Below are 13984 nucleotides of genomic sequence, written 5' to 3' on the forward strand. Positions count from 1 at the left end.
GCTTGCCGGCGATGGGCCGCGAAGCGGCCCCGGCCTTCAGACGCCACGTCATGTAGCTGTCACGTGCGCTTGCTAGCGTGCGGGTCCCTTCTCCAGCACAAGGTGTGCGACACGGTGTACGCCAGCACAACCCGCAACACGTTCATGCTCCGGTCCGACAACATGCGCAGCGACGATTTCGCTGCGCTGTTCACGCAATTGCACGGCAACCTGTATGCCGACATGCCGCCGCTGGGGGAGGCCATCGCCATTGGCGGTGTGTATGGCCGCTTCGAGGGCATGAGCGTGCGGCGCATGCACTACCAGGGCGACTTCACCATCGCCTTGCCCACGCCGCAGGATGAGATCACCTTTGTGCTGCCCACGGCGGGCAAGATCATTTTCGATCACCGTGGCGAGTCGATCGGCGGGGCGCAGGTTGGCCTGGCGGTCGACAAGCTGGACATCCGTTCGGTGCGCTTCGCCGAGGGCCATGCCCAATGCGGGATGTCGATTCGCCGTGGGTTGTTTGCCGAACGGCTTTCGGCGTTGCTGGGCCGGCCACTGGCCGCGCCAGTTCGGTTTGCCCCGGTGGTGGACCTGAATGTGGCGGCGTTCAAAGGCATCCGTGCGTTGCTGGAAATGGCCACCGGCGCTGAGTTCGATCAACTGATCAGCAGCGGCCTGCTGATGCCGGTGCGGCTGCAGGAGATGCTGGTCGATGCAGTGCTGGAAACCTGGCCGCACAATTACAGCGAGGCCTTGCGCAGCCCGATGCCTTCGATTGCGCCCAGGCATGTGAAGTTGGCCATGGAATATATTCACGAGCAGCCGCTGAGCCTGCTCACTGGCAGCGACCTGGCGGGGCGGGTGAATGTGAGTTTGCGTGCGCTGCAGGATGGCTTTAAGCGGTTTGCCGGTACTTCGATTGTCGGTTACCAACGGCAGGTGCGGCTGGAGCAGGCGCGGCGGGTGCTGGCGAGCGGGCAGGGTGGCTCGGTGGCGCAGGTGGCCTTACAGCATGGGTTCAGCAATGCCGGGCGGTTTGCGCAGTATTTTCAGCAGGCGTTTGGAGTGAGCCCTGCGCAGGTCAGGGGGCGCTAGCCCCCACCCTGCATGTGGATCAGGCAAGCGCCATCTTTTCTGTGGTTGAGCACGAACGCAGTCGCTGCAACTGCTCGAAATGATCGGCGATAGCAGCGATCAATTCGGCGTCCGCAGACGCGTCCATACCGGGGTAGGGCTTGCCGTTGTAGTCACCGTCATGGGTCAGCACAGCCTCGAGGCTCTCGCCGTTAGCCTGGTACAGCCGTTTCATCAGCTGCGCTTCCTGGTCCTTGCTGTCAGCGCAACGCAGCGCATAGTGCACGGCAAGGGCTGCGCCGAATGTCAGGCTGGGCGTTGCAATGCCATGCTTGCGGGCAAGGTCGATGCTACTGAGGATGCGCTCGTTGCGCTGCAGCTTGCGCAGCGGGTCGCGGCCTACCCGGGTGCAGGGGTCTTTGAACGAGGTTTTGCAGCGCTCCAGAAAGGTTTGCGCAAAACTGCGGATCACGTCTGCCATGTGTGGGTGCTCGGCCGTCAGCGCGGGCGCGACTTCCTGGTTGATCAGGCGCTCTGCCAGCGCACTCACCCGCGCATCGCCCATGCCCTGGCCTACCCAGTCATACCCCAGCACGCTGGCGTACCAGGCAATGATGGCGTGCGGGCCGTTCCACAGGCGGTTCTTGATGAGCTGGATCAAGCCGATGTCGGCGACGGTCTTGACTTGGCGCAAGCGCTCCAGCAGGTCACTGCCGCGCTCGACGTACAGGGGCATGTCCGGCTCGCTGTTGAACAGGATCAGGTGCAGCTGGCTCATCACGCTGCTGGACTGGGCGAAGGGCCGGAAGCGGCCGAGCAGCCGTTCGTATTCAGGTAGCGGCGTGGTGGGTTTGCCGGCTTGCGCAGGCTCGTCTTCCAGGCTGTTCTGGAACATCTGCGATTTGATGCGCAGTTGCCGCACCAGTGCGTCATTGCTGATCTTGGAAACAATGCGGCTGACCACGGTTTCGGCAAAATGGGTCTTTTCCAGCACCTGCTGGCTGATGGCGGGTGGGCACAGCAGTTCAAGCTCTGCCTGAACGTGCAGCCGCACGAATGCGGCGCCGCCGATCTTGTTCAGCACGGTCAGAATGGTGAGCGCGCGGCCGCGGCGTTCGAAGCGTTGCAGCAGCCCTTTGGCGATGACCCTGGCCTGTTTGCGAATGGCCTGCTCTGGCAGGCTGAGGCCGATGATTTCTGCTGCGGTGTACATCGCGACCACGGCGTCTTCATCGCCCATGTCGATCATGCGCACGTTGTCGATGGCCTGGTCGAACGAGGTGGCGCCGTAGCGCACGCTGTAATTGCCGAACGCGCTGACGGTTTCGCGCAGCATGCGCGAGCGGGTGGCGGCGATGATTTCGCATGGCCGGGTATAGCCGTCCCAGTGGGAGAACACCTGGGTCAGGTAACCGCCGCCGATGGCCCCGAAACCATGGATGCCGACGCGGAACTGGTTCAGTGAGGCGGGAAACGGCTCGTGCAGTGCCGGCGTGCCCAGGTGCGGAACGCACTCGCTCAGGTCGGCGAGGAATTCATGCATGCTGCGGTAGGCTTTGAACGCGCCCGCCTTGACCTCGGGGGCCGGGGGTTTGATGTCCTCGATCAGGATGGCCTGCCCTTCGGCGCGAATGGCCGACAGCAGGCCGTTCTCGGAGTCTTCGAGCATCAGGCACTGGCCCGGCTCGCAGTTGAGCGCACTGGCAGCGCGCAGGAAAATTTCCGGGTGGGGTTTGCCCTGGCCCACTTCGTCGCCACACACGGTGACGTCGAAATACTTGAGCACGTTGGCGTTGATCAGGTACTCCTCGGCAATGGCCCGGCGGCTGGACGTGGCCACCGCCATGGTCAGGCCAGACTTGCGCAGCCGTTCGAGCACTTCCAGCAGGCCGGGCTTGATCGGCACGCCGTGGTTGCGCACGTGCTCCAGTTCAAGTTCATCGGCGCGTTGGCGAATGTGCGCATACGGGAAGTCTTCACCGTTGTGCGCCTTGGCCAGTGCCTCGGCTTTTTTGGCGCTCAGGCCCAGCGAGCCGATCAGCGTCTGCTCGCTCAGCGCCTTGCCGAAGATCTCCAGCGAAGCTTGCTTGAGCGTTTTGAAGCGCAAGCGCTCGGTGTCGAACATGGTGCCGTCCATGTCGAAGATGGCGCTGAAAATACGTTTGCCCTGAAAAAAAATCATGGATGTGTTCCCTGTTTTGACGAATGAACCTTGCCGCTCTGCCAACGGGCACAAGCGACGACGACACAAATCTGCAATCAGCTTCGTCAGGTGGGAGGCACACGGTCGACAGGGGGGCGCTCAGGGGTGACGCAGAGGTAGGGCGGGACGGAGCGGGGTTTACACAGGAGGTCTACAAGCTTTGAGGTGCGACGGGCGCGCTGTTTGACTTTGACTTCACGCCCACTGGCTGCAGTTCGGTTTGCAGGCAGTGAGCGCAAGTAGCGATGGATACGTGTGATTCCAAACATTGGGTGATGAGCTTCCTGTTCAGTGACGGGTATTCCTTTTTCAGCCTTGCATGTATCGGCGATCACATGCAAGGCTTCGGTTTTTGCTCAGAAGGCGTAGCTGGCCTTGAGGCTGCCGCTGGCGCCATGGCTGTCGCCGCCGCTCAAGGCCGCCACTTCGGCGCCGACACTCAGGGCGCCGAGGTGGGCCATCAGGTTCACCCCGGCGTTGAACTGGTCGCGGTTGTCGAAGGCCGCGCGCTGCTGAATGTCCAGCCCCAACAGGTGCCCTTCGCTGTCGACCTGGTGGTCGCCCAAGGCATGCTCGTAGCCCACCTCGACCCCCGGCACCAACTGCCAGCTGCCCAGGGTGAGCGGGGTGAAGGAGGCCTTGAGGTTGGCGACTGCGCTGCGACGGGTGTCCTGCAAGTCGTCCACCTGCAGCGCCAGTTCGCTGCCTTTTTCGGTGAAACCGGCCAGGTCGACGCGGCTCACCCGCACACCCAGGCTAGGCTCCAGCACCACACCTGCGGTGTTCAGGCGATAGCCCAGCGCCAGGCTGGCACCGGCCAGGGTACCGTGGCTGTCACCCTTGGCGGTGCCCAGGCCGCCGCCGAGTTCGCGTTTGCTGGAATAGTCGAGGTAGCCGGCGCTGGCATCGGCGTCGATGAACAGGCCTTGTTCCAGGCCGCCCGGGGCGAAGCGCGCGCCAAGGCTGAGGAAGGCCAGGTCGGTGTCTGCTTCGCCGCCTGCGCCGCCGACGTTGCCGTTGCTGTAGCCGACGCCTGCGTGGGCGCTGAGCTGTTCCGAGAAGCGCTGGGTCATGCCGAACATCAAGCCTTGGCTGTGCTCGTTGCTGCTGGCGGCGTGGGCCGAACCGTCGGTGCCCAGGTAGCCGGCCAGCGCGGTACTCCACACGCGCGACTGGCCAACCTTCAGGTCGCTGCCGTCGGCGAAGGGCGAAGCGGCGCGGTCGATCATCGCGCCCTGGCGCAGCAGGTAGCTGGCGGCATCGGCGTGTACCTGGCCACCCACGGTCGCTTCCACGCCGCCCAGGGTGCCGGCGTCGATGGCTGACTGCAGGTAGTAGTTGTAGGCGCTGTAGGTGCCCGACAGCGGCGTGTCCTGCAGTTGCCCCAGCAGTTGCGCGCCAGCGGCAGCGTTGCCCAGCAAGCCCGCTTCGCCCGGCAGTGTGGCGTAGCGCACCATCTTGCCGCGCAGCACGTAGATGGTTTCCTGGCTCAGCCCCAGGCCTTGCTTGAGGTAATTGTCCATGCTGCCGTATTCGGCCCTGACCTCGTCCAGGCCGGCCTGCAGGTAGCTGGCCTCGACACCCAGCAGTGGCGCATACACCTGCGCCATGCTCGCTGGCATGGCCGCCAGGGTCGCGGCCACGCGGGCGGCGGTGTAGTCGTTGGTGGCCAGGTAGTTGCTCATGATCGTCGTGTCGTCGACACCGGCAATGCTCAGCAGCACGGCGGTGGTCCAGCCGGTGCGGTCCTTGCCGGCGGTGCAGTGGAACAGTGCGGCGCCGTCGGCACTGGCCAGCTCGTTGAACAGCACCGAAAACTGCCCACGCATGCCGGCATCACTGACGAAGGCGCGGTTGGTTTCCTGCATCATGGCCCGCGCCTGGTCGGCGCTGGTGAACGAGATGTTGGTGATGTTGGCGCCCGAGGTGGTGCTGCCGATGATGTCGATGTTGGTGTAGGTGGCACCGGCGGGCAGGGTGTCGGGCGTAGCGGCGATTTCACTGGGGGTGCGCAGGTCGTAGACATCGCTGATACCCAGGCCATTGAGCACGGCCTGGTCGGCGGCGGTTGGGGTGAGGGCATTGGCGCGGTAGAACACCCCGGCACGCATCACGCCATCGTGGCTTGTGGTGTAGGCCGAAGTGGTGCCGGCGATGTCGCGGAAGTTGTCCATGCCGGCCAGGCGCGGGGTGTCGAGCGCATCGGCAGCGTGGGCGGCGCAGACGCCAAGGGTGAGCAGGGACAGGGAGCAGAACAGACGTTGCAACACGGGTAAGAGCCTCGGTTGAGTGCGTGGTTGCGCTACTCTCCGGGGGCAAGATGAAACTGAATGTTACAAGTTGAGTCGCGATGCGGAAGCCTGCGTGATCTGTCCGCTGGCTGCGTTTTCTGTCCGGGCCGAGCCGCGTTGCGGCTATTTGAAAAACTGGCTGGGTGTGGTGCCGAACTGGCGCTTGAACATGCTGGCGAAGGCGCTGGGGCTGTCATAGCCCAGCGTGCCGGCCACGTCGATGATGCGCTCGCCCAGGGCGATGCGTTCCAGCGCCTGCATCAGCCGCGCCTGCTGGCGCCACTGGCCGAAGGTCATGCCGGTTTCCTTGCGGAACAGGCGCTGTATGGTCTTCTCGTCGACGCCCAGGTGCAGCCCCCAGTCAGCCACGGTGGACGGGTCGTCCGGGCGTTGCTGCAGGGCAGAACAGATCGCCAGCAAGCGCGGGTCGCTGGGGTGCAGCAGCTTCAGCGGCAGGGTTGGCAGCACGCTGATCTCGTCGAGGATCAGGCGCATCATGCGCGCCTCGCGCGAGTCCTCGGCGAACGGCCCGCGCAAGTTCACCGAGGCCTTGATCAGCTCGCTGAGCAGGGGCGAAATGCTGATCGCCTTGCTCTGGCGGGGCAGGCTCGCCGCAGCATCCGGGCGCACGAACACACTGCGCATCTTCACATCGCCTACGCAGCGAATGGCATGCTCCTGGCCGCAGGGCATCCAGATGCCGCGGCTGGTCGGCACGGTCCAGCGCTCGGCCTGCGACTCGACGATCATCAGGCCCTTGATGGCATAAATCAGCTGATGCTTGGCGTGCGAGTGCCGTGCGATGTACCAGTCCGGCGGGTAGTCGGTAGCGCGGCTACCGACCTCCCAGGTCCATTCATCCACCTCTACCAGCATGTCTTTCAGTGGCTTGAGCATGGTCCCCTCATGTTGCCGTATTTCAGCGTGGCCATCTTAGCAGCAGGTCTTCGGGCGCGCTTTGGAGCGGGTCGCAGGCAGCAACGCGGTGGCCACACCCAGCAGCGGCAGGAACGAGATCACTTGGTACACCCACTCGATGCCGTGCAGGTCAGCCAGCTCGCCCAAGCCCGCGGCGCCGATGCCGCTGATGCCGAACATCAGCCCGAACATCACGCCCGACACCATGCCCACGCGGCCTGGCACGGCTTCCTGGGCATACACCACCAGCGCGGCAAACGCCGACGACATCACCAGGCCGATGACCACCGCCAGTACCGCCGTCCAGAACAGGTCGGCGTAGGGCAGGGCAAGGGCGAACGGCGCAACCCCCAGGAAGGAAACCCAGATCACCGCCTTGCGCCCGATGCGGTCGCCCACCGGCCCACCCGCGAAGGTGCCCAATGCCACGGCAGCGAGGAACACGAACAGGTACAGCTGGCTTTGCTGCACGCTAAGGCCGAAGTGCTCGATCAGGTAGAAGGTGAAGTAGTTGGTAAACGAAGCGATGTACACGAACTTGGCAAACATCAGTACGCAAATGACGCTAACTGCGCGCCACATGGCGCCCTTTGAAAGCCCCGGTGCCTGTTGCCCGGCAAAGCTCTTGAGGTGGGTCTGGCCGTGGCGGACGGTCCACCCAGTGACCCGCAGCAGCACGCAGACCGCCAGCGCCGCTGCCAACATGAACCAGGCAATGGCTGACTGGCCGTAGGGGATGATGATGGCTGCGGTCAGCAGGGGGCCGATGGCCGACCCGGTGTTGCCGCCCACCTGAAAGGTCGATTGCGCGGTGCCGAAGCGCCCGCCCGAGGCCATGCGCGCGACCCGTGAGGCTTCGGGGTGGAAGGTCGCGGAGCCGACGCCAACCACCGCTGCCGCCACCAGCAGCATTTCGTAACTGCCGGCGAAGGCCAGCAGGGCGATGCCGACCAGGGTTACCAGCATGCCGGCCGGCAGCAGGTATGGTTGCGGGTGTTTGTCGGTGTACATGCCCACCCAGGGCTGCAGCAGCGAGGCGGTCACCTGGTAGATCAGGGCGATCCAACCGATCTGCGCGAAGCTCAGCGAGAAATCGCTTTTGAGCATCGGGTAGATAGACGGCAGCACGGCCTGGATCAGGTCATTGAGCAAGTGGGCGAATGCAGCGGCGCCGACAATGCGCACCAGAAACCCCTGGGGTTGGTCGGCGGCGTGCGTGGTTGGCGAGGCCAAGGTGGCGGCAGAAGTCGTCATAAGCGAGGCTCTTTTTTCGAGTGATGGCAAGGCATTGCCGCTGGAGGATATCCAGCGGTGCTTTTGCCTGTCTCACGTCGAACAGGCACTCACTAGCGCGTTTCGGACATGGTGTGGTCAGGGTGCCTTGCTCTCCCTGGCCATCCACCTGAGCAGCGTGGCGGAACCTTGTCGAGAACGCCGTCAAGTATGGACGCGAGCCGCAGGTTCAGCTGGAGGTTGATGATGAACAGCTGGTCATGCGTGTGCTTGACCGCGGCCCAGGCATCGCGGAGCCACTGCAGGCGCGTGTTTTCGTACCGTTTTTCCGCATTGAAGGGTCGCGTAACAAGGACACCGGCGGGGTCGGCCTGGGCTTGCCGGCGGCGCGTGCCATCGTGCTCGAGCAGGGCGGCAGCGTGACGTTGAGCAACCGCAAAGGGGGCGGGCTGGAGGTCACCGTCACGCTGCCTGTCGGTTGATCAGAGGCCCAGCTCACTGAGCCCAGGGTGATCGTCCGGGCGGCGGCCCAAGGGCCAGTGGAACTTGCGGTCGGCTTCGGCGATGGGTTGCTCGTTGATGCTCGAATGGCGGTTCTGCATCAGGCCATCCTCGGCAAACTCCCAGTTTTCGTTGCCATGGGCGCGGAACCACTGGCCACTGTCGTCGTGGTATTCGTAGGCGTAACGCACGGCAATGCGGTTGCCCGTAAACGCCCACAGTTCCTTGATCAGGCGGTATTCCAGTTCATGGTTCCACTTGCGGGTCAGGAACGCCTGCACTTCGGCACGGCCACGGGGAAACTCGACGCGGTTGCGCCATACGGTATCCTCGGTGTAGGCCAGCGCAACCTTGGCAGCGTCGCGGCTGTTCCAGCCATCTTCGGCAAGGCGGACTTTTTCGATGGCGCTTTCGCGGGTGAAGGGCGGAAGTGGAGGGCGGGACATGGGTATCTCCTCAGGCGTGGTGGGCATGAAGGAGCGTAGTACGCTGACGGCCTCGATGAGAATGGGTACTGCAGGCACTTCATAGTTGCAGCCAGCGGAACAATGCTGCTGCGAGCGCAGCTCTCGGCGCTGTCGGCGCGGTGTTCAGGGTTCGACTTCATCCACATACGACTCGAAGAACCAGTCGGGGATATCCTCTGTTCGGTACTCAAGCTGGGTACCTTCGGTGATTTCCGCAAGCCAGACGGCACTCTTGCCCGAGTTGTCGAAAACATAAGCTTGGTTGCTGACGGCAATGGCGTCAGGCAGGAGATCCAATGCTCTTGAGTAGCGTTTACGCACCAGGTCTGGCCTGACCGGGTGCCCACCTTCTTGAACTCGGATCGCTACGCGATCAATGTTGATTGCCGGGTTTTCTGTCGAAACGAAATAGAGGTAGGTACGGTAGCCACGGGCTTGAGCCTGGTGCATGAATTCGACTTTGCTTGGGTGTGACATCACCGTTTCAAAACTGAAGCTGGTGCGCCTTTCCAGCAAGTGCTGACGTATGTAGTCCGAAATGACCGATGCAAAATAAGAGTCGATGTCCAGGCCTCTGTAATCGACGCTGTTGCCTTGCAGCCTCAGTTTTTTTGCTGGCTCGATAAGGTTTTTTTGTCTGATCAGGTAATGGCTGACGTGGAAATTGACCAGTTCGGGAAGTGTGGATTCGATTCCGAACGGCAACAGGTCGATGAAGCCTGTCGCTTTCGCTTCTTTCTCCAGCTCGTCTGCATTGACAAAAACCCGTGTCAGAGCCGGTGGAACGTCGGCTTTGATGGTGCTTTTGCCGGAGCCATTCGGGCCTGCGAAAACGCGCAGCCTAGGCACCTTCACCGGCCGATTTCCCCTTGACCTTGCGCACGGTGATCACCTCGCCAACCTTGACTTTACGGCGCGGTTTGGCCCTGGCTACGATAATTTTGACACCGTCAGGTGAGGCGCGGACAAGATTGCCGTCGTCAGTACGAAGGACGCCCTGTTCACTCACCAGCAGGGCACGCAGGTAGGCGGAGTGAGTCGCTTCACTCGCCAGGCGAGGGACCTCCTGCTCCAGCGCATCAATGTCAGTTTCAGCGCTGTGCTCAAGCTTTTTAGCCATGGATGAATACCTCCGCATATCCTGTAACAGGTTACAAGGATTGGGGGCATCATAGCGCCGACAGGTTGAAAAGACATCAGAGAGATACATTGAGACCGTCCTGTAAAATGGTTCGCGGAACAGTCTCGCACAAAGACAGAAGCATGGTTTCGCCATGCCCTGTAGTCCATTTCTGACTTTCCGCCCTCTACACTGAGATCTGCGGCGGTTGAGGTGCTGGGGCTGTTTTCAGCCCCAGTGAGCCTGCCCTCAGGCGGCATTGCCCAAGGCTTTGTCCACTGCCTTGCCACGCCCGCCCAGCCAGACCAGCAGCAAGCCTGCCGCCGCCAGCACACCGCCAGCCATCGGCACTGCGGCGTAGCCCAGGTCGAGGCTGATCACCGCGCCCCCCAGGGCCGCGCCCACGGCGTTGCCAAGGTTGAACGCGCCAACGTTGATCGACGATGCCAGCCCCGGCGCTTCGGCGGCGGCGGTCATCACGCGCATTTGCAGCGGCGGCACCACGGCGAAGGTGAACATGCCCCAGACCAGCAGCGCGATGGCGGCGCCGATGTGGCTGCCGAGCACCAGCGGCATCAGCAGCATGATCAGCGCCAGCACGCCGAGGAAGATCCGCGCGGCACCGTCCAGCGACCAGTCGGCCAGGCGGCCGCCGAGGCTGTTGCCAAGGGTGAAGCCGACGCCGATCAGCACCAGGCCCAGGGTGACGAAACTGCCCGAGGCGCCGGTCAGTTCGGCCAGCACCGGCGCCACATAGGTGTACAAGGTAAACATCGCACCGGCGCCCAGCACAGTGGTGGCCATCGCCAGCAGCACGCTGGGGCGGGCGATCACGGCCAGCTCCTTGCGCACATGCGGCACGCTGCCGCGCTCACCCTTGGGCAACGCGTACCACAAGGCGGCCATGGCCAGCAGGCCAAGCACTGCAGTACCGGCGAACGCCATGCGCCAGCCGACCTGCTGGCCGACCCAGGTGGCGGCAGGTACGCCGCCAATGTTGGCGATGGTCAGGCCCATGAACATGGTGGCCACGGCACTCGCTTGTCTGTCCTTGGGCACCACGCTGGCGGCCACCACTGCGCCCAGGCCGAAGAAGGCGCCGTGGTTGAGGCTGGTGACCAGCCGCGAAGCGAGCAGGGTGTAGTAGTCCGGCGACAGCGCCGAGAGCAGGTTGCCCAAGGTGAAGATCGCCATCAGCGCCATCAGCGCGGCGCGCTTGCCGAAGCGGCTGAACAGCAGCGTCATGATCGGTGCGCCGACCATGACGCCGATGGCGTAGGCGGTAATCAGCATGCCGGCGCTGGGGATACTTACGTCCACGCCCTGGGCGATCACCGGCAGCAGGCCCATGGGGGTAAATTCGGTGGTGCCGATACCGAAGGCGCCGATGGCCAGGGCGAACAGGACCCGTTTTGGGGAAAGCGTGCTCATCAGGAGCTCCGGTTACAAAGGGGAACAAGCAGCCAGTAGCGGCCGCAAGAGGGCCGCTACCGATTCACGGGGAATCAGTCCCAAACTGGCGCCAAGCCGTCCGGGCTGACTTCGCGGCCATTGCGCTCCAGCGTGGCAATGCGTGCCATGTCGTCGGCATCCAGGTGCAGGTCGCGGGCGAGCAGGTTGCTGGCCAGGTTCTCACGCTTGGTCGAGGATGGGATCACCGCGTAGCCCAGTTGCAGGGCCCAGGCCAGGGCTACTTGAGCAACGGTGGCCTTGTGCTTGGCGGCAATTTCGGCCAGCACCGGGTCCTTCAGGACCTTGCCATAGGCCAGGGTCATGTAGGAGGTGACGGTGATGCCCTGTTCCTTGAGGAAGGCCGTCAGCTTGCTGTTTTGCAGGTACGGGCTGAGTTCGATCTGGTTGGTGGCGATCTCACCCTTGCCGACCACGTCGATGGCCTGGCGGGTCAGCTCGATATTGAAGTTGGAGATGCCGATCTGACGGGTCAGCCCCAGTTTCTTTGCTTCGGCCAGGGCCGCCATGTACTCCGGTAGCTCGACGCCATTACCCGGTGCCGGCCAGTGAATCAGCAGCAGGTCAACGTAGTCGGTGCGCAGTTTGTTGAGGCTTTCGCGCAGGCTGGGGACCAGTTTGTCGGCAGCGTAGTTGTCGACCCAGATCTTGGTGGTGATGAACAGCTCGCTGCGCGGTACACCGCTCTCGGCGATGGCCTGGCCGACGTCGGCCTCGTTCTTGTAGATCTGCGCGGTGTCGATGGCCCGGTAGCCCAATGCCAGGGCTGACTTGACCGAATCGATGACGACTTGGCCGCTGAGGCGGAAGGTGCCCAGGCCGAAAGATGGAATGCTCATGCGTCTGCTCCTGCTGATTGAGAGGTGGACAAGCGCTTGGTTGCGCTCGCCCCACGTTCGTTCGAGTGGCAGGCAGTGTGCGGGTTTCGCGGGCTTTGATTAAGGCAGGGTGGGGTCAAGGACCTTTGACCTGAAATCACGAGTCCAGGCGTGGCTCGTGATTTCAGGCGTGCAATAGGTATCAGGCCGCGATTTGCCCCGGGGCGGATTGCAGCAGCCACAGGTGACGCAGCCCTGCCAACTGGTCTTCCAGGGTGGAAGCCGCACCGGTGCGGCGGGCGGCGCGGTCCTGATCCAGCAGCGCATCAAGCATGTGCAGCAGGTCGCGGGACTGGTCCGCCGATGCGCGGTTGGTCTCGTCAGACTGCAGCGTGCCCTTCTGGTAGGTCCGCACACGTTCCTGCTGGCTGGCTTCCTGGGTAGCGCTTGCTTCCACCAACGAATTGTTGGAGAAGCCCAAGCGGGTGGTGCTGCGCGACTGGTCGTCGACCTCGCGGTAGCGGTAGTTCTGCGATTCGTTGTCACGGCTCAACACCAGGTCGACCAAGGGGTTGAGGCCCTGATGCCAGGCCGCCTTGAGGTTGGCCTGCTGGTCCTGCTGCACGGTCAGGTTCGCCGCATTGCCCTGGCGCTGGGTCGACTGCGAGACCTTGTAGTCGAAGTGGTCCACTTCCTCGGGCCGCATCGGGTTGATTTTCTGCTCGGTCTGGCTGATCGAGGCATCGAAATCGGCCAGGCCGCTCAACAGCAGGCGGCTGGCCTTGTTCAGCGCGACATCATGGTTGGCGGGGCGTGGGCTGGCATCGTCGACACTGTTGAGCTGGCTGAAGGCATCCTTGAACAGTGCCATCAACTGCGCGTCACCGTTACCGCGCTTCTGCGCGGCATCGAACTGGGTCAGGTAATTGGCCACCGCAGCCTGGCGTTGCGCCTGGCTGCCGAGCAGGGCGCCGCCCTGGGTGTCGAAGTTCATCTTCACTTCGCCACTGGGGCCTTGCAGTTTCAGGCTGCGGGTATCCTCGTTCAGCTGCAGGTCGAAGGTTTGCTGTGCGCCGCTGGCAGTCTCCAGCTTGGCGTTCATCTGCAGGCCGGTGAACAGGCTGGGGTCGAGCTTGACCAGGGCGCCCAGTTGAAGCTGGGGTGGCTCCTTCGTCAGGCCGTTGAGCGCCGACTGGAAACTGCCCGCCAACGCCGCCAGGCCCTTGAGCTCGTCGCTGGTCAAGGTACCGCCTTGCACATCGGCATCCACCGCGAGGCCGTCGGCGCTGCTGTACAGCCCCAGCGTCACAGTGGCGCCCGAGGCACTGGTGAGGTTGAAGGTGACGGTGTTGGTCGCGTATTCGCGCAACCGGGCCTGCTGCAGGCCCAGCAGCAAGGGCTCGGTGGCGGTGCTGTCATTGACCGCCAGCCCCGACTGGGCGATGCGCTGGCCACCGTTGGCCGCCAGTTGTTCCAGCAGAGCGGCGCCAAGGCCTTGGAAGCGCGCGGCGGTGGACGACGACTGGACCGCGCTCGCCATGTACATGCTGAGCTTGTCGAGGCCGCTGCGCTCCCACACATACTGGCTCTGCGCCTCTCGCGTGGTGCCTTTGGCGGTGTAGGTCTGGGTATCCACGTCGGTGATCTGCTGGCCAAGGCTGACCACAGTGCTGGGGCGCACGGTTGCAGCCTGGGGCATGCTGGTGCTGACGAACTGGGCCGGGCGGGCCGCGATTTGAGCGACGGGCGTCAAGCGTACCGCTGAGTTGATGGTGGTCATCGCCAGCTTCCTTACTGGTCTGGAGGTGTAATCCTTGATATCGGCAGGCCAGCATGAAACCTGAATGCGGATTCAATGTGACGGCCGGCGCATGCAGGCAGAGTGGGCGCTGGCAGGGGAG

The 13984-nt window shown here is 63.5% G+C and carries 11 protein-coding genes and 1 pseudogene; 2 read left to right on the top strand and 10 right to left on the bottom strand.

Features of this window, described 5'->3' with window-relative positions; genetic code table 11:
• The first annotated feature begins 162 nt into the window (after positions 1 to 162).
• Positions 163 to 1083 carry an AraC family transcriptional regulator gene (locus tag ABEH27_RS07205; protein WP_346612892.1) on the top strand — a complete coding sequence of 307 codons (921 nt, stop codon included), beginning with the start codon at positions 163 to 165 and terminating at the stop codon, positions 1081 to 1083.
• 19 nt (positions 1084 to 1102) lie between these two features.
• On the opposite strand, the gene ABEH27_RS07210 is transcribed toward ABEH27_RS07205, so the two are convergent.
• From ABEH27_RS07210 to ABEH27_RS07225, 4 genes are all read right to left on the bottom strand, one after another.
• Positions 1103 to 3244, bottom strand: coding sequence for an HAD-IA family hydrolase (locus tag ABEH27_RS07210; protein WP_346612893.1), 2142 nt, complete (start codon positions 3242 to 3244; stop codon positions 1103 to 1105).
• A gap of 377 nt (positions 3245 to 3621) precedes the next feature.
• Complete coding sequence (locus tag ABEH27_RS07215) at positions 3622 to 5535, bottom strand: tyrosine-protein phosphatase (RefSeq protein ID WP_346612894.1); 1914 nt, start codon at positions 5533 to 5535, stop codon at positions 3622 to 3624.
• 144 nt (positions 5536 to 5679) lie between these two features.
• The gene (locus ABEH27_RS07220) at positions 5680 to 6453 is read right to left on the bottom strand and encodes a helix-turn-helix transcriptional regulator (protein WP_346612895.1); all 774 of its coding nucleotides are present in this window, start codon (positions 6451 to 6453) and stop codon (positions 5680 to 5682) included.
• A 36-nt stretch (positions 6454 to 6489) separates the two neighbouring features.
• A complete protein-coding gene (locus tag ABEH27_RS07225; protein WP_346612896.1) occupies positions 6490 to 7728 on the bottom strand; it encodes an MFS transporter in 1239 nt (412 codons plus the stop codon).
• A 164-nt stretch (positions 7729 to 7892) separates the two neighbouring features.
• On the opposite strand from ABEH27_RS07225, the pseudogene ABEH27_RS07230 reads away from it, so the two are divergent.
• A pseudogene (locus ABEH27_RS07230) lies at positions 7893 to 8189 on the top strand (ATP-binding protein); the annotation flags it as partial.
• On the opposite strand, the gene ABEH27_RS07235 reads toward ABEH27_RS07230, so the two are convergent.
• From ABEH27_RS07235 to ABEH27_RS07260, 6 genes are all read right to left on the bottom strand, one after another.
• Positions 8190 to 8654 (bottom strand): DUF1348 family protein, encoded by a 465-nt coding sequence (locus ABEH27_RS07235; RefSeq protein ID WP_346612897.1) that lies wholly within the window; start codon positions 8652 to 8654, stop codon positions 8190 to 8192. It abuts the pseudogene before it with no gap.
• Between the two features lie 144 nt (positions 8655 to 8798).
• Positions 8799 to 9530 carry a zeta toxin family protein gene (locus ABEH27_RS07240; RefSeq protein ID WP_346612898.1) on the bottom strand — a complete coding sequence of 244 codons (732 nt, stop codon included), beginning with the start codon at positions 9528 to 9530 and terminating at the stop codon, positions 8799 to 8801.
• Entirely contained in the window at positions 9517 to 9795 is a 279-nt protein-coding gene (locus tag ABEH27_RS07245) for a hypothetical protein (RefSeq protein WP_346612899.1), read from the bottom strand. Before ABEH27_RS07245 ends, ABEH27_RS07240 begins: the two co-directional genes overlap by 14 nt.
• 249 nt (positions 9796 to 10044) lie before the next feature.
• A complete protein-coding gene (locus ABEH27_RS07250) occupies positions 10045 to 11226 on the bottom strand; it encodes an MFS transporter (RefSeq protein ID WP_346612900.1) in 1182 nt (393 codons plus the stop codon).
• Positions 11227 to 11300: 74 nt separating this feature from the next.
• Positions 11301 to 12104: a 2,5-didehydrogluconate reductase DkgB gene (gene dkgB, locus ABEH27_RS07255; protein ID WP_346612901.1), complete on the bottom strand. Its 804-nt coding sequence runs from the start codon at positions 12102 to 12104 to the stop codon at positions 11301 to 11303.
• A gap of 181 nt (positions 12105 to 12285) precedes the next feature.
• Entirely contained in the window at positions 12286 to 13863 is a 1578-nt protein-coding gene (locus tag ABEH27_RS07260; protein ID WP_346612902.1) for a hypothetical protein, read from the bottom strand.
• Positions 13864 to 13984: the final 121 nt, after the last annotated feature.

Origin of the sequence: Pseudomonas sp. P39-UII1 (genome assembly GCF_039672635.1) — a bacterium.
GTDB lineage: Bacteria > Pseudomonadota > Gammaproteobacteria > Pseudomonadales > Pseudomonadaceae > Aquipseudomonas.

Bases quoted from the DNA above. Each gene is read 5' to 3' on its own strand.
- ABEH27_RS07210 (WP_346612893.1), bottom strand. From the start codon at position 3,244: ATGATTTTTTTTCAGGGCAAACGTATTTTCAGCGCCATCTTCGACATG.
- ABEH27_RS07225 (WP_346612896.1), bottom strand. From the start codon at position 7,728: ATGACGACTTCTGCCGCCACCTTGGCCTCGCCAACCACGCACGCCGCC.
- ABEH27_RS07220 (WP_346612895.1), bottom strand. From the start codon at position 6,453: ATGCTCAAGCCACTGAAAGACATGCTGGTAGAGGTGGATGAATGGACC.
- ABEH27_RS07205 (WP_346612892.1), top strand. From the start codon at position 163: ATGCGCAGCGACGATTTCGCTGCGCTGTTCACGCAATTGCACGGCAAC.
- ABEH27_RS07245 (WP_346612899.1), bottom strand. From the start codon at position 9,795: ATGGCTAAAAAGCTTGAGCACAGCGCTGAAACTGACATTGATGCGCTG.
- ABEH27_RS07250 (WP_346612900.1), bottom strand. From the start codon at position 11,226: ATGAGCACGCTTTCCCCAAAACGGGTCCTGTTCGCCCTGGCCATCGGC.
- dkgB (WP_346612901.1), bottom strand. From the start codon at position 12,104: ATGAGCATTCCATCTTTCGGCCTGGGCACCTTCCGCCTCAGCGGCCAA.
- ABEH27_RS07260 (WP_346612902.1), bottom strand. From the start codon at position 13,863: ATGACCACCATCAACTCAGCGGTACGCTTGACGCCCGTCGCTCAAATC.
- ABEH27_RS07235 (WP_346612897.1), bottom strand. From the start codon at position 8,654: ATGTCCCGCCCTCCACTTCCGCCCTTCACCCGCGAAAGCGCCATCGAA.